General features: G+C 73.1%; 18 protein-coding genes. 4 read left to right on the top strand and 14 right to left on the bottom strand.

Annotation, left to right across the window (positions count from 1 at the left end):
* Positions 1 to 3 precede the first annotated feature (3 nt).
* The 13 genes from AB0K25_RS18775 to AB0K25_RS18835 form a co-directional block, all read right to left on the bottom strand.
* The gene (locus AB0K25_RS18775) at positions 4 to 927 is read right to left on the bottom strand and encodes a phytanoyl-CoA dioxygenase family protein (RefSeq protein ID WP_219462425.1); all 924 of its coding nucleotides are present in this window, start codon (positions 925 to 927) and stop codon (positions 4 to 6) included.
* Positions 924 to 2,033: a 4-hydroxyphenylpyruvate dioxygenase gene (hppD, locus tag AB0K25_RS18780; protein WP_219462426.1), complete on the bottom strand. Its 1,110-nt coding sequence runs from the start codon at positions 2,031 to 2,033 to the stop codon at positions 924 to 926. Before hppD ends, AB0K25_RS18775 begins: the two co-directional genes overlap by 4 nt.
* A gap of 70 nt (positions 2,034 to 2,103) precedes the next feature.
* The gene (locus AB0K25_RS18785) at positions 2,104 to 3,363 is read right to left on the bottom strand and encodes a beta-ketoacyl-[acyl-carrier-protein] synthase family protein (protein ID WP_219462428.1); all 1,260 of its coding nucleotides are present in this window, start codon (positions 3,361 to 3,363) and stop codon (positions 2,104 to 2,106) included.
* Positions 3,360 to 4,976, bottom strand: a complete 1,617-nt coding sequence (locus AB0K25_RS18790) for a class I adenylate-forming enzyme family protein (RefSeq protein ID WP_219462430.1) — start codon at positions 4,974 to 4,976, stop codon at positions 3,360 to 3,362. Before AB0K25_RS18790 ends, AB0K25_RS18785 begins: the two co-directional genes overlap by 4 nt.
* Positions 4,973 to 5,497: a beta-ketoacyl synthase chain length factor gene (locus AB0K25_RS18795; RefSeq protein ID WP_308291096.1), complete on the bottom strand. Its 525-nt coding sequence runs from the start codon at positions 5,495 to 5,497 to the stop codon at positions 4,973 to 4,975. The genes AB0K25_RS18790 and AB0K25_RS18795 overlap by 4 nt, the downstream gene beginning before the upstream one ends.
* Positions 5,498 to 5,523: 26 nt before the next feature.
* A complete protein-coding gene (locus AB0K25_RS18800; protein WP_208566509.1) occupies positions 5,524 to 6,720 on the bottom strand; it encodes a beta-ketoacyl synthase N-terminal-like domain-containing protein in 1,197 nt (398 codons plus the stop codon).
* A complete protein-coding gene (locus AB0K25_RS18805; RefSeq protein ID WP_208566510.1) occupies positions 6,713 to 6,958 on the bottom strand; it encodes an acyl carrier protein in 246 nt (81 codons plus the stop codon). The genes AB0K25_RS18800 and AB0K25_RS18805 overlap by 8 nt, the downstream gene beginning before the upstream one ends.
* Positions 6,958 to 7,224 carry an acyl carrier protein gene (locus tag AB0K25_RS18810; protein ID WP_208566511.1) on the bottom strand — a complete coding sequence of 89 codons (267 nt, stop codon included), beginning with the start codon at positions 7,222 to 7,224 and terminating at the stop codon, positions 6,958 to 6,960. Before AB0K25_RS18810 ends, AB0K25_RS18805 begins: the two co-directional genes overlap by 1 nt.
* 158 nt (positions 7,225 to 7,382) lie before the next feature.
* A complete protein-coding gene (locus AB0K25_RS18815) occupies positions 7,383 to 8,774 on the bottom strand; it encodes a class I adenylate-forming enzyme family protein (RefSeq protein ID WP_219470016.1) in 1,392 nt (463 codons plus the stop codon).
* A gap of 391 nt (positions 8,775 to 9,165) precedes the next feature.
* Complete coding sequence (locus tag AB0K25_RS18820) at positions 9,166 to 10,401, bottom strand: beta-ketoacyl synthase N-terminal-like domain-containing protein (RefSeq protein ID WP_363821530.1); 1,236 nt, start codon at positions 10,399 to 10,401, stop codon at positions 9,166 to 9,168.
* 86 nt (positions 10,402 to 10,487) lie between these two features.
* Positions 10,488 to 11,756 (bottom strand): beta-ketoacyl-[acyl-carrier-protein] synthase family protein, encoded by a 1,269-nt coding sequence (locus AB0K25_RS18825; RefSeq protein ID WP_363821388.1) that lies wholly within the window; start codon positions 11,754 to 11,756, stop codon positions 10,488 to 10,490.
* Positions 11,753 to 12,157, bottom strand: a complete 405-nt coding sequence (locus tag AB0K25_RS18830) for a cupin domain-containing protein (RefSeq protein WP_363821391.1) — start codon at positions 12,155 to 12,157, stop codon at positions 11,753 to 11,755. The genes AB0K25_RS18825 and AB0K25_RS18830 overlap by 4 nt, the downstream gene beginning before the upstream one ends.
* Complete coding sequence (locus AB0K25_RS18835; RefSeq protein WP_208566514.1) at positions 12,150 to 12,857, bottom strand: SRPBCC family protein; 708 nt, start codon at positions 12,855 to 12,857, stop codon at positions 12,150 to 12,152. Before AB0K25_RS18835 ends, AB0K25_RS18830 begins: the two co-directional genes overlap by 8 nt.
* A gap of 372 nt (positions 12,858 to 13,229) precedes the next feature.
* On the opposite strand from AB0K25_RS18835, the gene AB0K25_RS18840 reads away from it, so the two are divergent.
* The 4 genes from AB0K25_RS18840 (at position 13,230) to AB0K25_RS18855 (ending at position 16,521) form a co-directional block, all read left to right on the top strand.
* The gene (locus AB0K25_RS18840; RefSeq protein ID WP_219462436.1) at positions 13,230 to 14,114 is read left to right on the top strand and encodes a BTAD domain-containing putative transcriptional regulator; all 885 of its coding nucleotides are present in this window, start codon (positions 13,230 to 13,232) and stop codon (positions 14,112 to 14,114) included.
* A complete protein-coding gene (locus tag AB0K25_RS18845; protein ID WP_208566516.1) occupies positions 14,111 to 14,458 on the top strand; it encodes a TcmI family type II polyketide cyclase in 348 nt (115 codons plus the stop codon). The genes AB0K25_RS18840 and AB0K25_RS18845 overlap by 4 nt, the downstream gene beginning before the upstream one ends.
* Positions 14,459 to 15,257: 799 nt before the next feature.
* On the top strand, positions 15,258 to 15,953 hold the full coding sequence (locus AB0K25_RS18850; protein WP_363821533.1) for a helix-hairpin-helix domain-containing protein: 696 nt from the start codon (positions 15,258 to 15,260) through the stop codon (positions 15,951 to 15,953).
* A 361-nt stretch (positions 15,954 to 16,314) separates the two neighbouring features.
* Complete coding sequence (locus tag AB0K25_RS18855) at positions 16,315 to 16,521, top strand: hypothetical protein (protein ID WP_145919792.1); 207 nt, start codon at positions 16,315 to 16,317, stop codon at positions 16,519 to 16,521.
* Positions 16,522 to 16,870: 349 nt separating this feature from the next.
* Here AB0K25_RS18855 and AB0K25_RS18860 read toward each other — a convergent pair whose 3' ends face one another.
* A complete protein-coding gene (locus tag AB0K25_RS18860; protein ID WP_255597596.1) occupies positions 16,871 to 18,979 on the bottom strand; it encodes an amino acid transporter in 2,109 nt (702 codons plus the stop codon).
* Positions 18,980 to 19,050 lie beyond the last annotated feature (71 nt).

Consider the following 19,050-nt stretch of genomic DNA (forward strand, 5'->3'; position numbering starts at 1 on the left):
TTTCTAGCCTTCCTGCTGGGCGCGCTCGCGCCAGATGACCGGGCAGTAGTCGGGGTCCGCGTAGTCCGGCCGACCCTCGGGGGTACGGCGGACCAGCACGTCGTGGTTGTACGCGGCGAGGGTGCCGTCGGAGAGCGGGAACTCCCGGTGGGCGTTGTCGCCGTCCTGCAGGTGCAGCGAGATCGCCCGGCGCGGGCGTCCGCTGACGTTCGCGCCACTGCCGTGGTAGGTGCGGCAGTGGTGGAAACTCATGTGCCCCTTGGGGATCACCATCGGGATCTTGCGGATCTGTGCGCCGTTGTGCGCCGCGTTCTCGGCCAGCATCTCCTCGAGCTGGTCGCGGTCCCGGTCGGCGAAGTGCCGGACCACGGTGTCGTCCGCGCCGATCTCCGACCACCGGTGCGAACCGTCGACCATGGTGATGGTGCCCATCTCCTCCCCGCAGTCGTGGAACGGGATGAACGCGGTGAGCATCCGCTCCGACGACGAGGACGACCAGTAGTGCTTGTCGAAGTGCCAGGGCACGATGTTCGACGGTTCACCCGAGATCGGCGGCTTGTAGATCAGCGTGGACTGGAAGATGCGGATCTCGTCGGCCTGCGCCAGCCGGGCGGCGACCGCGCCGATCAGCGGCTTGCGCAGGATCGCGGCGATCCCGTCGTGCTCGTAGTGGACGTAGTCGTTGTGCCGCTGCACCGGCCCCTTCGACGGGTCCCAGTAGGCCAGCTTCGGCGGGCGCACCGGCAGGGTGCGGTCCCGCTCACCGTCGTAGTAGCGGTCGGTGGCCGCGGTCAGGGCGTCCACCTCGGCGTCGGTGAGCAGCTTCTTCGTCAGGTACCAGCCGTGCTCGGCGTAGTGCCGCACGTCCTCCGCTGAGGGGAGCAGTGACTCCTCCTCGGCGGTCAACGTCGGATGTGTCGTGGTCATGCCCCTACTCCTCGTGCCGTGCCGACCGCGACGGCGGGGGTCGCCCCCGCCGCGGCCAGCTCCCGTTCCTTGGCCTCGTAGAGCGCCCGGATGTTGCCGCTGCCGAAGGTGCGCGCCCCCCGCCGCTCGATCAGCTCGAGGAACAGGGTGCGGCGGACGTGCATCGACTCGGTGAAGATCTGCAACAGCTGCCCGCCGTGGTCGGCGTCGACCAGGATGCTGAGGTCCCGCAGCCGGTCCAGCGGCGCGTCCACCTTGCCGACCCGCTGCTCCAGGGTGTCGTAGTAGGCGGCCGGCGTGCCGGCGAAGCGCACCCCGCGGGCGCCCAGCGCGCCGACCGCGCCGACGATGTCGTCGGTGCGCAGCCCCAGGTGCTGCACCCCGGCCCCGTGGTGCTCGGTGAGGAACTTGTCGATCTGACCGGGCCGCCGACCGGCGTCCGGCTCCAGCAGCACCAGGGTGACCCGCCCGGAGGCGTCCTGCACCACCTTGGAGTTCATCGCCTGCCCGGCGACCTCGATGTGCTCCTCGAAGATCTGCGCGAAGCCGAACACCCGCTCGTAGAGCGCGACGGTGTCGTCGAGCTGACCGGGCGGCACGCAGACCGCCAGGTGGTCGATCTCGGCGAGCAGCCGCGGGTCGGTCCCGCCGGCCGGGGTCGCCTCGATCGCGCCGGGCAGGAAGTCGTCGGAGTCTCCGCGCCGCTCCACCAGCCGGTGCAGCACGTCACCGAAGCCGCCCACCTCGGCGGTCACCACCTCGGCGTCCGCGCCGGTCCAGGTGCGCGGCGGCGTCACCGGCGTCGCACCCCGGGCCACCAGCTCCGCGTACGCCCCGGCGGCGTCGCCGACCTCCACCGCCACCACCGCGATCCCGTCACCGTGCCGGGACACGTACGTCGAGGCGGGATGGTCGGCGGTGAGCCCGGAGGTCAGCACCATCCGGATGTCGGCCTGACCCAGCAACAGGGAACGCTGCCCGACCAGCCCGGTCTCCGGACCGCCCTGGCCCCGCAGGGTGAAACCGACGGCGGTCCCGAAGTAGAAGGCCGCCTGTCGGGCGTCCCCCACGTACAGTTCAATGTGGTCTATGCCACGAATATCCATCTCTCCAGCCCTTCCCCATGTCCCCCCGTGACTGCCGTCCGGGCGCGTGCGGCCCGGGTCGCAGCGTCGATCACCTCCCCGGCCCGGCGGGCCGGACGCCAGCCCCGGTGGTACGCCGCAGCAGCAGGCTCACGTTCTGCCCGCCGAATCCGAAGGAGTTGGTGAGCGCGAATTCGGCCCGGCTCGCCCGTGGCACGTCGCGGACGTGGTCAGCCGGGCAGTCCGGGTCCGGGTCGTCCAGGTGGTACGTCGGCGGCAGCAGGCCGGCGCGCAACGCCAACGCGCAGGCCGCCGCCTCCACCACCCCGGACGCGCCGAGCAGGTGCCCGGTGAGCGCCTTGGTGGAGCTGACCGGCACCCCGCCGACCCCGAAGACCTTGCCCAGCGCGGTGCTCTCGGCGATGTCGCCGAGTTTGGTGCCGGTGCCGTGGGCGTTGACGTAGCCGACCTCGGCCGGCGGAACGTCGGCCCGGGCCAGGGCCTGCCGCATGCAGTCGGCCGCCCCCTCACCGTCGGGCCGGGGCATGGTCGGGTGGTGCGCGTCGGTGGTGCTGCCGTAGCCGGCCACCTCCGCATAGCTGCGGGCGCCCCGGGCGGCAGCGTGCCCGGCCCGTTCCAGCACCAGCAGGGCGGCCCCCTCGGCGAGCACGAACCCGTTGCGTCGCCTGTCGAACGGTCGGCTCGCCTCGCTCGGGTCGGCCCAGCCGCGGGCCAGCGCGCGGGCGTTGCCGAAGGTGTCGGCGAAGGTCGGGAAGAGCGGCGCCTCGCTGGCCCCGCAGAGCACCACGTCGGCCTCACCGGCCCGGATCAGCCGGGCCGCGTCGGCGACCGCCTGGGCCCCGGAGGCACAGGCCGTGCCGACCGACGAGCTGTAACCCCGGATGCCGTGGGCGATGGCGATCCGCGCCGACGCCATGTTGGGCAGGATGCCGGTCAGCAGGTACGGGCTGACCGCCGCCCGGCCCCGCTCGGTGCGGGCGATCACCTGCTGCTCCAGGGTGGACATCCCACCGACCCCGCCGACGATGACGCCGATCCGCGCCGGGTCGACGTCCCGGCCCACCTCGATGCCCGCGTCGGCGAGCGCTTCGGCGGCGGTGAGCAGGGCGAACAGCACGACCCGGTCGAGTACCTTGGTTTCCGGGCCGGTGGCGACCGTACGCGGGTCGATCGGCGGGAGCACCCCGGCGACCTCGAGCGACTCCCGGGCCGGGTGTCCCTCGGGCGGCCGGCTCAACCCGGACGTCCCGGTGGTCAACGCGGCGAAGGTGGCGTCCACCCCCCGCCCGACCGGGCTGAACAGGCCCATCCCGGTGATCACGACGGTCATGATGACGACCCGGCGAGGTAGCGTTCGCGCAGCGCCACCTTGCGGACCTTGCCGGTGACGGTGACCGGGATGTCGTCGGCGCTCACCGGCACCACCCGACGCAGGGTGGCTCCCACGTCCGCCCCGAGCGCGGCCCGGATCGCCTCGGTCCGGTCGACGGTCGGGTCCGCCCCGGCGGCCAGTTCCAGCAGCACGTCGGTGGTGACCGTGTCACCGTCGGCGACGATCAGCACCGTGCAGTCGGTGACGTCGGGGCAGGCGGCGAGCACCCGTTCCTCGGACAACGCGGTGAAGTAGCGCCGCCCGTCGGGCAGCGTCACCGAGTCGACCGCCCGGTCCAGGTGGTAGTAGCGACCGTCGGCGTCGGCGTGGACCAGGTCACCGGTGAGGTACCAGCCGCGCAGCCGGAACCGGTAGCTGGTCACCGAGTCGTTCCAGTAGCCCCGGAACAGCGACGGCGAGTCGATGCCGAGGAAGCCGACCTGACCGGGGGGCAGCTCGTTGCCCTCGGCGTCGAGGACGGCCACCCGGGCGAACCGGTAGGGGCGGCCCACGCAGCGGCCGTACCGGTCGGTGTCGGTGGTGTGCGTGATGTGGAACATCGAGTGCCCCATCTCGCTGGAGCCGAGGCCGTCGATGAAGACGGAACCGGGGACCCGGGTGACGCCCTGCCGGGTGAACACGTCCCGCGAGCCGACCGCGACGAGCCGGCGTACGTGCGGCTCGTGCGAGCAGTCGCCGGTGTTGAACCACAGCCGCACCGAGTCCAGGTCGTACCCGCTCAGGTCGAAGCGGGCCAGCTCCGCCCAGGTCATCGAGAAACCGAAGACCCCGTCGGGCCGCCACTGCCCGATGGCGTCGAGGACCCGCTCGCCGCCCTGCTCGGACAGCAGGAACATCTCCGCCTGGTTGCCCAACGCCTGGTTGACCATGAGCACCGTCGCGGTGTGCGGGGCGGGCAGCGCGTTGAGGATCCGCCGGGTGCCCTGCGCCTGCGGCATGGACAGCAGGTGCCGGGTGGCGGCGAAGAGGCTGGCGTGCGAGTGCAGCACCGCCTTCGGTACCCCGGTGGTGCCGGAGGTGTGGGTGATGACGATCGGGTCGTCGGGGTGGTGCCGGTAGTCGGCGGGGGCCTGCGCCGGGTCACCGCTGCCGGCCTCCTGCGGGGTGCCCAGCAGGGGTGCGCCGAGGTCGTGCCCGGCCAGCAGCTCGGTGTGCGCGGCGTCGGTGAGCACCCCGGCACCGCGCAGCCGGCGGATGTACTCGGCGGCGATCTCGGGGCGCAGCTTGCCGTTCATCAGCGCCGGGATCGCGCCGAGCCGGGCCAACGCCAGGAAGCTCAGCACCATGTCGGCGGCGGCGGTGGCCCAGACGGCGACCGGGTCACGGGGCCGCACCCCCCGGTCGTGCAGCCAGGCCGCCCGGGCGGCGACCCGCTCGTCGAGCTGACCCAGGGTGAGCGGCTGCCCGGCGGGGTGCCCGTCGACCGGGGTGTCGAAGGTCAGCCCCGGCCCCTGCGGGTCCGCACCGTGGGCGAGCACCCGGGCCAGCACGTTTCCCGCGCCGAGTTGCGGATCGGCGGCGAGCGCACCCCGCAGTCCCTTCGTCCTCATTGACTGTCTCCTCCCCCCAGCAGCACCGCGACCGCACCGGTAGGCGTCGCGTCGGGTGCCTCGTCGATCAGGACCAGCAACGCCTCGTCGGCGTCGCCGTCGTACAGCAGCAGTTCCCCCTCGGCGGTGGCGTCGGCCCGTGGGTCGCCGGTCGGGCTCAGGCACACCACCGGACCGGTCAGTCCCCAACGGGCGGCGACCTGCCCGGCCACGCTGTTGGGCACCGACTGGAAGAAGAACAGTGGACCGACCCGCCCCCCGGCGGCGACGGTCGACCGGACGTGCGTGGCACTGGGCCGGTCCCCGGCGGCGCTGACCAGCACCACCGCGCACCGGGCCCCGGCCGGGGCCGGGCTCGGGCGACGTTCCAGGCACCGCCCGGCCGCCGCCGCGACCAGCGGCGCGAACGCCGAGTGCACGAACCCGGGCAGCGGCGGTGGTGGCCCGTCGCCCGGCTCCGGCCAGCGCGCCTGCGCCAGCACCCGGGGTGCGCCGTGGCCGGCCGGACGGCCCGGGACGATCCCGTGCCCCGGGCCGCGCGTGCCGGTCACGGCGCACCCACCAGCAGTGCGGTGTTCGCGCCGCCGAAGGCGGCGTTGAGGCTGAGCGCGTACCGGCTGGTGACCGGGCGGGGCGCGGCGGTGACCACGTCCAGCGGGCAGGCCGGGTCGGGGCCGAGCCAGCCGGCGTTGACCGGCAGTTTCCCGTGCCCCAGCGCCGCCACGGTGACCACCAGTTCGAGCAGGCCGGACGCTTCCAGCGCGTGCCCGTGCAGCGCCTTGGTGGAGCTGACCGGCACCTGCCCGGCCTGCTCGCCCAGGGCCAGTCGCAGCGCCGCCGCCTCGGAGGCGTCACTGAAACCGGTGCCGGTGGCGTTCGCGTTGACGTAACCGACCGCCCCGGCGGGCAGGCCGGCCCGGCCCAGCGCCGCTCCGACCGCCCGGGCCAGCCCCGCGCCCTGCGGATCGGGTTGGCAGGGGTGGTGGGCGTCGCCGGCCCGCCCCCATCCGACCAGCGTCGCCACGGGGCTGCCACCCCGGGCGCGCAGCGCGGCGGCGGACTCCAGCACGACCGCGGCCACCCCGTCACCGAGCAGCAACCCCTGCCGTCCGACGCTGAACGGACGTACCGCCCCGTCGGCGGCGAGCGCACGGCCGGCGTCGAAGAGCGCGAACTGGTCCGGTTCCACCAGGTAGCCGGCGGCCACCACGACCCGGTCGGTGTCCCCCCGGTGGATCATCGCGGCGGCGTCGGCCACCGCGCTGCTCGCCGAGACGCAGGCGGTGGTGTAGACCCGGGTGGGGCCGCCGAGGCCGCACCGCCGGGCCAACCGGACGGCCAGTGTGGGCAGCTCCGGCCAGGCCGGACCGGCGTCGTCGCGTTCCCCGTCGGCCCACCACGGGTCGTCGGTGTCCGCGACCGGCCGGTCGTCGGTGTACGGGCCGGCCAGGGTGGCCGGGCCGCCGTGGGTGGCCAGCAACAGCGCCGCACCGGCCCGCTGTGCCGGGTCGAGCCCGGCGGTGACGCAGGCCGCGTCGACGGCGTCGGCCAGCTCCTGCGGCAGGGTCGCCACGTCGGGCCGGGTGGCCGCGACGGTCACCCGGCGGCCGGTGGTGGCGAAGCGGCCCACCGGCCGGAACGCCGGTACGCCGGACAGGACCCCGGCCAGCAGCGCGTCCACGCCCCTACCGAAGGCGCTGACCGCGTACGTGCCGGAGATCGTGACGGGTGCCCGCTCAACCATCGGCGGGGGCGGGTAGGTAGGTGTGGAACACGGTCAACGCGTCGTCGACGGTACGGATACCGGCGAGCTGGTCGTCGGTGAGGTCCAGCTGGGTGCCGTAACGCTGTTCGACGAGGTGCACCAGCCACGCCAGTTCCATCGAGCCGACCCGGTGCGGGACCTGCTCGACGGGTTTGCCGGTGAGTTCGGCGAGCATGCTCACCAGGTCAGCTCGCCCCAGGTCGGGCTGACCGGACATCAGCGGTTGTCGGTGGTCGCCCCGGCGACCCGGTCGGCGACCATGGTGGTGAACTCCCCCACCGTCATCAGGGCCAGCTTCTCCGACTCGTCGTCGGCGAACCGCAACCCGTACCGGTCCTCCACCCGGACGGACAGGTCGGACAGGGCGAGGGACTCCAGGTCCACCCCGGACGGGCCGAGGGTGGTGTCGTCGTCGATCCCGTCGACGTCGTAGTTCATGTCCTGGAGCTGCTCGATGACGAAGGTTCGGACCTCGTCTCGCATGACGGTTACCTCTCTCGATGGGCGAGTTGCCGGCACCCGGTCGGGGCACCGCGCGGGGACGGTTCGGGCGTACCGCCGACGGTCGGCCGGTGGCGACGCGGTGGTGACTCCCCGGCGGTCCTCGGGGACCGGCCGGGGGGTGGGATGGAGCGGACCGCTCACGGGGCCGCCGTTCGCAGCACGTCCAGCGAGCGGACCAGTTTGCCGGTGGTGGTACGCGGCAGTTGCGCCACCATGTGCAGGGTGCGGGGCCGCTTGTAGCCGGCCAGTCGTTCGGCGAGCAGCTTGTCCAGTACGTCCTCGGACAGCGGGCCGTCGGGCTGCACGAAGGCGGTGATCCCGTCGTCGTAGGTGACCACGGCGGCGGCCACCCCGGGCAGGCCGGTGAGGGTGGCCTCGACCTCGGTGAGGTCGACCTTCAGGCCCCCCACGGAGACCTGCGAGTCGAGCCGGCCCCGGACGGTGACCAGGCCGGTGTCCGGGTCGACGGTGCCCGCGTCGCGGGTACGCAGCCAGCCGTCGGCCCAGCGGTCGGGGTCGCTGAGCCCGACGTACGGCGAGGCGGGACAGCTGATCAGCAGCTCACCGTCGGACTCGCGGACCTCGATGCCGGGCGCGGGCATGATCGCCGGCCGGTGGCTGCCGTGCAGGTCGGTGCCGATGACACCGACCTCGGTCATCCCGTACATGTTGCCCAGTGGTACGCCGTGCCGGTCGGTGAACGCCTGCACGACGGCCGGCGGGACCAGCTCCCCACCGGTGGTCATCCGCTTGAACTGGGGCAGGGGCCCGTCCGGGCGGGTGGAGGCGAGCAGGCCGATGTGGAAGGGCACGCCGAGGACGGTGGCCGGGGTGTCCTGGGCGGCGATCGCGGCCAGCACGGCGTCGCCGCCGAGCCGCTGCGGCGGGACCAGCTCGACGCGGGCGTGCAGACCGTAGAGCAGCCCCCCGACCAGGCCGAGCACGTGCACCATGGACGGCAGCAGGATGATCCGCTCGCCGGGCAGCGCCACCCCGTCGATCCGGGTGTAGCGGTGCACCTCGGCGACCAGGTCGGCGGCGGTGCGTCCGATCACCTTGGACGGTCCGGTGGAGCCGGAGCTGAGCTGGATCACGGCGTGGCCGCTGACCGCCGGGCGGTCCGCGTAGCCGGTCACGCTCTCGGTGACGTCGACGAAGACCTTCAACGCGCCGCCGGTGGTGCGGGCCGGGGCCACCACCACCTGCGGGGTGAGCCGGTGCAGCGCGCGGTCGACCTCGTGGTCGGTGAGCCGGTGGTCGAGCAGCACCGCCTGGCCACCGCTGCGCCACGTGGCCAACAGATTGACCACATAGGACAAAGAGGGCGGCAGACGCAACGCGACGGCCCCGCCGGGGCGCAGTCCGGCGGCGCGCAGCCGGTCCTGTGCCTCGACGACCAAGCGGTGCAGGGTGGCCCGGTCCACCGGCTCGGGCAGCCGGAGACAAATGTCGGTCGGACGGCCGCAGAACAACACGTCGTCCACCCAACCGGGGTCTTGCGCCGCAGGATCTTCCGTCGGGCGATACATGGTCACCGCCGGTCACCGTCCAGCATAGAATCGGGCAAAAGCGCCCATAAATGATGTCTCTTGGCGTGCTCACGGCACCCTACGACAGCCCGGAAGAGCATTTCTAGATGCGAATGGCTAGATCATAAAAGGCGGCCGGCCGGATTGCCGCCGCTCGATCGGCCGGGCAGGATCGGGCGCGTACGCCGACCCGGGACACCGCCGGCGGCATCGCCGTGCCCGCCGATCCGATGTGGAACCAGGCAGCCCGACGACGCCCCACCCCTGGTCAGCACCGGTCATCATGGACGGTGGACCGGGCACCGCAGGCGGCACCGGCGGATGCGGACGGAGGTGTGCCCGGCGACAGGTCCCTGCCGCCGGGCACACCCCCGGAAGTGACGCACAGTGATCAGTCGGTGGCGCTCCTCGGTCGTGGGACGGCACCCCGCAACACCAGCGCGCTGTTGAACCCGTCGAAGCCACGCGCACAGACCAGCGCCACCCGACTGACAGGCCGACGCGGGGCCCGCAGGAAGTCCAGCTCGCAACCCGGGGCCGGATCGACCGGACCGGCCGAGGCGGGCAGCGTGTCGCGGTGGAAGGCGAGCAGCGCGGTCGCCACGTCCAGGGCCGACCCGCCCTGGTGGGCCCGACCGGTCAACGACTTGTGGGTGCTCACCGGCGGCGGCCGGTCACCGAAGACCGCCCGCAGCGCCGTCGCCTCACTGCGGTCGTAGCGGGGCACCCCGAGGGCGTCGGGCACGACCAGGTCCACCTCGTCGGCGGTGCTGCCGGCGCGGGCCAGCGCCAGTCGCATCGCCCGCGCGTACGTCGCCGGGTCGCCGGCGGTGTCCGGGCCGGTGTGCACCGCGTCGTGGGTGGCCGCCCAGCCGGTCACCTCCCCGTAGATCCGGGCACCCCGGGCCAGGGCGTGCTCCCGCTCCTCCACCACGAAGACCGCACCCCCCTCGGCCGGCACGTACCCGCCGGCCACCCGGTCGAACGGCCGGTACGCCGCCGCCGGCTCGTCGACGGCGCTGAGCAGCCCGGAGCGGAGCTGACAGGCCAACGCGTACGGGCTCAGCGGGCACTCGGTCGCCCCGGCGATCACCACCGACGTGCCCCGCCGGATGGTGCGTACCGCGTGCGCGAGGCTGTCCAGCCCACCGGCGGCCTCGGCGACCAGCACCCCCGACGGTCCCTTGAACTGGTGGTGGATGGACAACTGCCCGACGCTTGCCGCATAGAACCAGGCGATCGACTGGTACGCCCCGACGGTGCGGCTCGACCCGCCCCAGAGCCGTTGCAGCTCCCGCTGCCCGAACAGGTTCCCCCCCGACGAACTGGCCAGGGTGACCGCCCAGTCGTACGGGTCGGGGGCGCGGGCGGGCAGTCCGGCGTCGGCGAGCGCCAACGCGGTCGCGGCGAAGCCGAGCTGGGTCCACCGGTCGGTCTGCACGAGCTGCCGGGTGTCCACGTACGCGGCCGGGTGGAAGTCGGGGACCTCGCCGCCGACCCGGGTGGGGTAGCCGGTCGGGTCGAACAGGGTGATCCGCCCGGTCCGCCGGACGCCCCCGGTCACCGTCCGCCAGTGCGCGTCCACGCCGATGCCGCTGGGCGCGACCACCCCGATCCCGGTCACCACCGCCCGCCGGTCCCCGTCCGGGTCACCGGGGGCGGTCGCCCGGGGCGGGCCGGAACCGGCAGCGGTCACCCCAGCAGCGGAGCGCGTCACCGCGTCACCGCCAGCCGACGGAAGAGCATCGCGGACTGGAAGCCACCGAACCCGCTGCCCACCGACAACGCCACGTCGACCGGGGTCTCCCGGGCCACGTTCGGCACGTAGTCCAGGTCGCACTCCGGGTCCCGGGTGGTCCAGTTGGCCGTCGGCGGCACCACGCCGTACTCGATGGCCAGGGCGCAGGCGGCCATCTCGATGGCGCCGATCGCGCCCAGCGAGTGCCCGACCATCGACTTGATCGAGCTGACCGGCACCCGGTACGCCGTCGGGCCGAGGGCCCGCTTGAACGCCGCCGTCTCGTGCCTGTCGTTCTGCCGGGTCCCGGACCCGTGCGCGCTGACGTAGGAGACCGCCGACGGGTCGAGGCGGGCCTGCCGCAGTGCCGCCGCGATGGCCAACCCCATCTCCACCCCGTCAGGTCGCAACCCGGTCATGTGGAAACCGTTACTGCGGCTGCCGTAACCGGCGACCTCGCAGTAGATGTGCGCGCCGCGCCGCCGGGCATGCTCCCACTCCTCCAGCACCAGCACCGCGGCCCCCTCGGCCAGCACGAAACCCTGCCGGTGGGCGTCAAAGGGTCGGCTGGCGTGCCCCGGGTCGTCGTTGTCCGGGCTGGTCGCTCGGATCGCGTCGAACGAGGCGACGGTGACCGGGGAGATCGGCGAGTCGGCGGCACCGGCCAGCACGATGTCCGCCTCCCCGTCGACGACGAGCTGGTGGGCATACCCGATGGCGTCGATGCCGGAGGTGCAGCCGGTGGAGACCACCTGCGCCGGGCCGTGCAGCCCGTGCCGGCAGGCCACGTCGGCGGCGAGGCTGCTCGGCACCAGCGCCTGATAGAGGTACGGCCCACCGAGGGCGTGGTCGACCAGCCAGTGCCGACCCGAGTCGCTGACCCGGACGTACTCCTGCTCCAGGGCGGTGGTGCCGCCGACGGCGGTGCCCAACACCACCCCGGCGACGTCCCGCTCGGCGTCGGCCAGGTCGAGCCCGCTGTCGGCCAGCGCCTCCGCCGCGCAGGCCAGCGCGAACTGCACGTACCGGTCGGAGCGTTGCCGCTGCGCCGGGGTGAGCCCGGCGGCGTCCGGGTCGAAGTCGCACTCGGCGGCGATCTGCGACCGGTACGGCGACGGGTCGAAGAAACTGATCCGCCGGGTGGCCGTGCGCCCCTCGGTGAGGGTCTTCCAGAACCGGTCCCGGGTGACGCCGCCCGGGGCGACCACCCCGACACCGGTCACCACCACGCGGCGGCCGGTCACGACGGGCCCCGCTGCTCGACCAGCTCGGTGTCGACATGGCCGAGTTCCGGGCGGGGGGCGAGCGGACCGAGGTGGAAGACCACCTCGGCGGCGACGTCGCCGGTGTTACGCAGCCGGTGCCGCACGTTGCGCGGCACGAACAGCGCCTCCCCGGCGGCCAACGGCACCGGCACGTCGTCCAGGTCGACGATGATCGCGCCGCGCACGAGATAGAGGAACTCCTCGCTGTACGGGTGGTAGTGCTCGGCCACCCGGTCACCGGGGTCCACCGTCACCACCCCCATGAACCCGGAGGTGCTGCCGACGGTACGCGGGCCGAGCAGCACCCGCAGTTCCCCGCCGCGCCGCCGGTCGGCCGGCACGTCCCGGGCGGCGACCAGTCCGGTGGTGACCTCACTCATCGCCGCCTCCCGCGTACGCCCGCTCGATCCGTTCCTTGATCACGGCCAGTTGCACCCGGCTGTTGGTGTTGATCCGCTCGGTCATCGCCGCGTCGTCCACCGGGGCGGTCGGCTTCATCGCGAAGTCCTGCACCCAGGTCATCCGGGTGCCCGCAGGCTCCGTGTCGTAGTACCAGTGGATCCGCATGTACTCGAACGGACCGGTCTCCACCCGGCGGGCCCGCACCTGCCAGGTCGCCGGATCGGTGGTGCGCTCGCTGACCCAGCTCCACGCGACGCCGTTCTCGTCGGGGTGCATGGTGAGCCGGAACCGCACCGTGTCCCCGTCGCGGTGCAGGATCTCCACCACGGCGTACTCGGTGAACAGGTCCGTCCAGCGCGCCACGTCGTTGGTGATCTCCCAGACCAGCGGCAGCGGGGCGGCGATGAGGATGCTGTTCTCGGTGTGCCCGGCCGGCCCGGCGGCGGCCACCAGGTCGGCCACACCGCCGATGCTGAGCTGCCCGGCCTGCTCGGGGATGCGTACCCGCCAGCGGTCGGCGACCACGGCGGACAGCTCCAGCAGGGCCAGCGAGTCCATGCCCAGTTCCTCCAGGCTGGCGGCGGGCGCGCGGGCGGCGGCGGCGGCGTCGAGGCCGCACCGGGTCACCAGGATCTCGGTGATCTCACTGGTGAGTGCCGTGCCATGGGTGACGGTCATCTCGGGTCCTCCTCCACCGGGCGGCTCACCCCGGTAGCCGTCACCTTCCGGCCGGGCCCGTCACCCGGGCGTCACCCGCCGACCCGCGACACCCCCACAAAGTGGTGACGTTGCGTTGACGCAGGCTGTGTATCGGCTATGCGAGAGCTGTCCATTGTGATGGAGGTTCGCAGTTCAGAGGCAATATCGCCCAGTCACGATACCTACACTATTGTTGACTGAGAGTAATCACATTGGTAGTGTTCGTGCCGGCCGGTCCGGTGGGAACGGCGGGTCCGGCAGCACAGCGAAGCGACCCGGCCACCGCGTCACGACCGACCGCGTCGGGACACCGGACGATCTGGACCCAGGCTTGCGTGCAGGGGGTGCGCCGTGACCGGTCATGCCAGCACGCCGACCAGTGACGTCCCGGCCGACCCACCGGTACGCCTGCACCTGCTCGGCGGCTTCCGGCTGCTGCACGGCGACCACCCGGTGGTGGTCCCCCGAGGGCTGCAACGGGTGATCGCCGTGATCGGCCTGCGCCCCGGCGCCACCCGCAGCAACCTCGCCGGCCTGCTCTGGCCCGAGGTGCCCGAGGAACGGGCGTTGTCGTCGCTGCGCACCGCACTGTGGCGGCTGCGCCAGGACCCCTGCTGCCCGCTACTGATCAGCGGAGACACCGTCCGCCTCGACCCGACGGTCCGCCTCGACGTGGACGACCTCGTCGCCACCGCGGCCCGGGTCCGCGACGGGGACGACCCGCGCACCACCGCCGTCGCGCTCGCCGCCGGCAGCCGTGACCTGCTCCCCGGCTGGTACGACGACTGGGTGCTGCTGGACCGGGAACGACTGCGCCAACTCCGCCTGCACATGCTGGAACAGCTCGCCGTCGACCACCTCGACGCCGGCCGGCACGGCGAGGCGTTGCAGGCCGCCCTGGCGGCGATGGCCGCCGAGCCGCTGCGCGAGACACCACACCGCCTGGTGGTACGCATCCACCTCGCCGAGGGCAACGCGTTCGAGGCGGTACACGCCTTCTACGTCTACCGGGACCTGCTCATGCGGGAACTGCGCCTGGAACCCTCCCCCACGATGTGCGCCCTGGTCGACGAGACCCTCGCCCCCATCCGGCAGGCCACCCGCCGCACCCCGGCGGCCCGCCGTCACGATCCGGACGAACGGTGTGACGACCAGGTGACACCTCCTGCGCCAGGGTGGATCCACCGAGAGCCCTGGACCGATCGGGGCGCACCACCGGCGAGAGGGGTCCGATGAGCCGTCTGGTGATCGTCAGCAGGATCATTCCCGGCGCGGAGGGGCGGGTCGCCCAGATCTTCGCCGAATCCGATGCCACCGAACTGCCCGGACTCACCGGGCTGCGCCACCGCTCCCTCTACCGCCTGCACGACCTGTGCGTACACCTGATGGAGACCACCGAGGTCGACCTGGACACCCTGGTCACCGCGTACAACCACCCGCTCTACCAACGGACCAACGAGCGGTTGTCGGCGCACACCTCGGCGTACCTGCCGACCTGGCGCTCCCCCCGGGACGCGCCGGCCGGCTGCTTCTACAGCTGGGACGTCTCCGACGCCCCCAGCCCGGAGGCCCTGCGCTGAGCAGCGCGGACACCGCCTCGGGCCACCACCGGGCCCGGTCACCACCACCGGTGGGTACGGCGACGGCGACACCGTGTCGTGACGTCGCCACCGCCCGACACCGGTCATTTCACCTGCGCAACGAGGGGCGGTCCTCCCTGTCGTCCGACATTCGCGTGTGCAAAGCTGCGGCGGGTCTTCGCGTTTTCCTCGCGACTTCAACGACATACGCAATAGGGAGGTAGCCGTGCCGTCGACTTTCGGGCAATGGCTGATCGTGATCCTGGCCCTGCTGGTGGGCCTGGTCGGAGGCTGGGCGCTGTGGGGACGGCAGAAGCCGGCCGCCACCTCGCCCATCGTGGAGGGTGACCCGGTCGTCGGGCTCTCCGCCGAGGAGAAGGCCGCCGCCGCCACGATCGACACACCGCGCCCGATCGCCACGGTCGACACCTCCCCGGCCCCCGCCGCCGTCGTGGACCAGCCCACCCCGCACACCGCGCCGGACACCGACCACGCCGCCCCGGCCACCGACTCGACCACCCTGACCGCCGACTCGACCGCCTTGACGACCTCGACCGCCGACTCGACCGTCGACGAGCACGCCATCACCGCCGTCGACGGCACGCCCACCACGATCGCCGCCGAGCGGTCCGCCCCGTTGGCCGACATCGACGACGAGTCGACCACCGCCGACCTGACCGGTCGTACCGTCTCGGACGAGAAGCCCGCGAGCACCGACGCCGACGAGACCGTCGCGCCGGTCCCCGCGCCCCGGGCGACCGTCGAGGACACCCCCGACACCCCGGGTACGGCGACCGCGCTGCCGCAGCCGACCACGGTCGACCCGGACGGCCCGGCCGCGAGCAGCACGGAGACCGGGGCCGACCCGCTCGCGGCTCCGAGCGCCGAGACCACGCAGCCCGCCGAACCGGCCATCGAGCCGGCCGCCGCCGAACCGGCCGCCGAACCGGCCGTGGCCGAGCCGGCCATCGAATCGGTCGCCGCTGAGCCGGCCATCGAGCCGGTCGCCGCTGAGCCGGCCACGCAGGTCTCCACCGTGGCGGACGGGGAGTCGACGATGCCGGCGAGCGTGCCGGACCCGGACCTGTCGGGCGCGGACGACGTGGACACCGCCCCCGTGGCCGTCGCGCCGGCGGTTCCGGCGCAGCGCACCTCCGTCGAGGACACCGCCCCCGCCGCAGAGGACACTCCGGTCCCGGCAGCCGCCCCGCTGTCGGACGCCTCCCCCACCCAGGGCGGGTCGGCGGACGACTTCCGTCGCATCCAGGGTGTCGGCCCGAAGATGGCCGCCGCGCTCCAGTCCGCCGGCATCCACACCTACCAGCAGCTCGCCGCGCTCGACGAGACGGGCCTGCGGGAGACGATCCGCGCCGCCGGACTGCGCGCCACCGCGAGCCTGGCCACCTGGCCGCAGCAGGCGAAGGTGCTGGCCGGTGCGGGTGCCGAGGCCGAGCGGGTGCTGCCCACGCCGACCGGTGGCGACACCCGGGACTGATCCAGCTCACCCGACAGGGCCGGTGGGCGGGCGTCATGCGCACCTACCGGCCCTGTCGCGTTTTCGGCCGGAACCCCGCGATTCGGCCTGAACCCCGGCTCCTGCGGTCGCGCGACCGCACCAGACGCGGCACCGCGCCGAAACCCGTGGACTTCCACATGTGCCCAGCCGCACGGGCGTCCCCGGTGCCGGGTCGACCTTCAGCCGGCTGGGTGGGGGTCACCGACCACCGTCGCGTCGGGTCGATCGCCGGAGAATCCAGCATCATCGCGCTGACCGTTCCGGAATACCGTTTATCCGGTCCCGGCCGGTGGGTACATGGGCGTCACCTCGAACACAACACAAGCCGGGAGGCACCCCCATGCGCGGTTCGTCGATCCTCGGAGTCATCGTCGTCATCTGGCTGGTCATCGGCGCCATCGCCGCTGGTCAGCGAGGCTATTACGGAAACGATGACACCAACTGTGCCGAGGCCGGCACCATCCTGGTGACCATCGTGGCCGGGCCGCTCAACTACATCGGCGCCAACCCGAAGATCGACTGCAAGCTCCCCGAGCCGTCGAAGTAAACCGTCGCACCCCGGCCCGCGCCCACCCCTCGGGGCGCGGGCCGCATCATGTCCGCTCCAGATCACCCCCACCCACCCCGCCCTGAAACCCCCCACCCACCCCCTAAACCATCCTAGGAGCCTACCCCACTACCCCCACCTCCCGCCCCCACCTCCGCCCACCCCAAGCCGCCCCAAGCGCCCCAGGCCACCCCAGGCCGGTGATCAAGAGGTTTACGTCACGCCGACAGGGTTTTCTGACGTATACCTCTTGATCACCTGACGCAAAGCTCTTGATCACGGGAGGGAGGGAGGGAGGGAGGGGGGAGGGGGAGGGGGAGGGGGAAGAGGGGCGGCGGGAGGGGGTGGGTCAGCCGCCCACGTGGATGCCGGGGCGGCGGGAAGGGTCGGGTTCACTCTTGCGGATGATCTCGCGGACCACGGGTGGGGTGTCGCCCCGACCGAGGATCAGGTAACGCAGCAGGTGGGCGAGCGGGTTGCCCTCGGACCACTCGAAGTGGGCGTGTGGTCGGACGCCGGTACCGTCGCGCAACGCCAGCAGGATCGCGGCGATCGCGTTCGGCACCGCCGGGCTGCTGGCCCGCAGCACCCGGAAACCGCCCACCTCGACCCCGTGCACCCGCAGCACCCGGCTGAACTCCGACGGGTCCACCACGTCGATCTCCAGGAAGAGCACGTCGGAGGCGCCCGGCACCGGGTTCATGCCCCGCTGGACCCGCTCCTTGACCCGGTACTCCTTGAGCGCGCCGGTGTCCCGCTTGTTGGCGATCAGGTGCAGTCGACCGTCGTGGGCCAGTGACTCGGCGACGAACCGCCGGGCCGGCCCGTCGAAGTCGATCCGCTCGGCCCGTAGCTCGGTGGTGCGGGTGATCCGGGAGACCAGCGAGACCACGACGATGCCGGCGATGAACAACCCGGAGATGGCGATCCCGTCCGGCTTCTCGATGACGTTCTCGACCAGCGCGTAGAGCAGCACCGCGGTCAGCACGGCGAAGCCGGACGCGGCGAACCGGTGCCGGGCCCGCAGGGTCGCGATGGTCACCGCCACCGCCCCGGAGACCATCATCGCCAGGATGCCGGTGGCGTACGCGCCGGCCTGGGCGTTGACGTCGGCCCGGAAGGCGACGGTGATGACGATGCTGATCAGGGTGTAGACCAGCACCACCGGCCGGACCGCCCGACCCCACTCCGGTGCCATCCCGTACGACGGCAGGTAGCGCGGCACGATGTTGATCAGGCCGGCCATCGCCGACGCCCCGGCGAACCAGAGGATCAACACGCTGCTGATGTCGTAGACGGTGCCGAACCCCTCGCCGAGGCGGGCGTGGGCCAGCCAGGCCAGCGCCCGGCCGTTCGCCGCGCCACCCGGCTGGAACTCCCGGGGCGGGATCAGCACGGTGGTGACGAAGGTGGTGGTCAGCAGGTACCCCGACATGATCAGCGCGGCGGCGGTGAGCAGCCGGCGGGTGTTGCGGATCCGGGCGGCCAACCGCTGCTCGCGGTCCGCGCCGGCCCCGCGTACCAGGGGCATCATGCTCACCCCGGTCTCGAAGCCGGACAGGCCCAGGACCAGCAGCGGGAAGGCCAGCACCGCCGGGCCGAGCAGATCCCCCACCCCGGAACCCCCGGCGGTCAGGGCCGCCGTCCAGTCCCGCACGGTGCCCGGATCGGCGGCGATCTCGGCCAGACCGACGGCCACCACCACCGCGTTGAGACCGAGAAAGACCACCACCAACGGTACGGCCACCAGCACCGCCTCGCTGAACCCGAGCAGGAAGACCCCACCGAGGACGAGCAGCAGCGCCACCGTCACCAGCACGGCCACCCCGTCACCGTGCGGTGCCGACGACGGCAGGTACGGGTTCTCCAACAGGTGCACCGTCGCGTCGGCGGCGGAGAGCGTGATCGTGATGATCCAGGAGGTGGCGACGAAGCCGAGCAGCACCAGCACGAACAGTTTGCCCCGCCAGAACGGCAGCAGCCGCTCCAGCATCGCCACCGACCCCTGCCCGTGTGGGCTCTCCCGGGCCACCCGCCGGTACATCGGCAGCATCCCGAGCAGGGTGAGCGCCACGATCAGCAGGGTGGCCAGCGGGGAGAGCGCCCCGGCGGCGAGCGCCGCGATGCCCGGCAGGTAGGACAGGGTGGAGAAGTAGTCGACCCCGGTCAGGCACATCACCTGCCACCAGGGGTGCCGGCGTTGGCTACCCTCCTCGGTCTCCGGGCCGACCGGCTGCACCCGGTACGCGAACAGCCACCGGCGCAACGCGCCACCGGGCTGCGCCGGCCGGGCATGGCTGTCCACGCACTCCGGGAGCCCCACCGGTCCCGGCCGGGTGCGTTCGCCCTGCCCGGCGGCCCGTGCCTCGCGCAGCGCCCGCCCATGCCCCGGCGGCGGCGTGCTCCCCCGCCGTTCCCGGGTCCGCCGCTCCCGCGCCCCGTCCCGCCCGTCCGCCATCCCCCGACCGCCCTCGTAGGCCCTGACCCGACGGTAGGCGCTGAACCGGCCCCCACCGGCCAGAACAGGGG

Source organism: Micromonospora sp. NPDC049257 (assembly GCF_040678915.1).
Lineage (GTDB): Bacteria > Actinomycetota > Actinomycetes > Mycobacteriales > Micromonosporaceae > Micromonospora > Micromonospora antibiotica.

Bases quoted from the DNA above. Each gene is read 5' to 3' on its own strand.
- AB0K25_RS18775 (WP_219462425.1), bottom strand. From the start codon at position 927: ATGACCACGACACATCCGACGTTGACCGCCGAGGAGGAGTCACTGCTC.
- hppD (WP_219462426.1), bottom strand. From the start codon at position 2,033: ATGGATATTCGTGGCATAGACCACATTGAACTGTACGTGGGGGACGCC.
- AB0K25_RS18785 (WP_219462428.1), bottom strand. From the start codon at position 3,363: ATGACCGTCGTGATCACCGGGATGGGCCTGTTCAGCCCGGTCGGGCGG.
- AB0K25_RS18790 (WP_219462430.1), bottom strand. From the start codon at position 4,976: ATGAGGACGAAGGGACTGCGGGGTGCGCTCGCCGCCGATCCGCAACTC.
- AB0K25_RS18800 (WP_208566509.1), bottom strand. From the start codon at position 6,720: ATGGTTGAGCGGGCACCCGTCACGATCTCCGGCACGTACGCGGTCAGC.
- AB0K25_RS18805 (WP_208566510.1), bottom strand. From the start codon at position 6,958: ATGTCCGGTCAGCCCGACCTGGGGCGAGCTGACCTGGTGAGCATGCTC.
- AB0K25_RS18810 (WP_208566511.1), bottom strand. From the start codon at position 7,224: ATGCGAGACGAGGTCCGAACCTTCGTCATCGAGCAGCTCCAGGACATG.
- AB0K25_RS18815 (WP_219470016.1), bottom strand. From the start codon at position 8,774: ATGTATCGCCCGACGGAAGATCCTGCGGCGCAAGACCCCGGTTGGGTG.
- AB0K25_RS18830 (WP_363821391.1), bottom strand. From the start codon at position 12,157: ATGAGTGAGGTCACCACCGGACTGGTCGCCGCCCGGGACGTGCCGGCC.
- AB0K25_RS18835 (WP_208566514.1), bottom strand. From the start codon at position 12,857: ATGACCGTCACCCATGGCACGGCACTCACCAGTGAGATCACCGAGATC.
- AB0K25_RS18845 (WP_208566516.1), top strand. From the start codon at position 14,111: ATGAGCCGTCTGGTGATCGTCAGCAGGATCATTCCCGGCGCGGAGGGG.
- AB0K25_RS18855 (WP_145919792.1), top strand. From the start codon at position 16,315: ATGCGCGGTTCGTCGATCCTCGGAGTCATCGTCGTCATCTGGCTGGTC.
- AB0K25_RS18860 (WP_255597596.1), bottom strand. From the start codon at position 18,979: ATGGCGGACGGGCGGGACGGGGCGCGGGAGCGGCGGACCCGGGAACGG.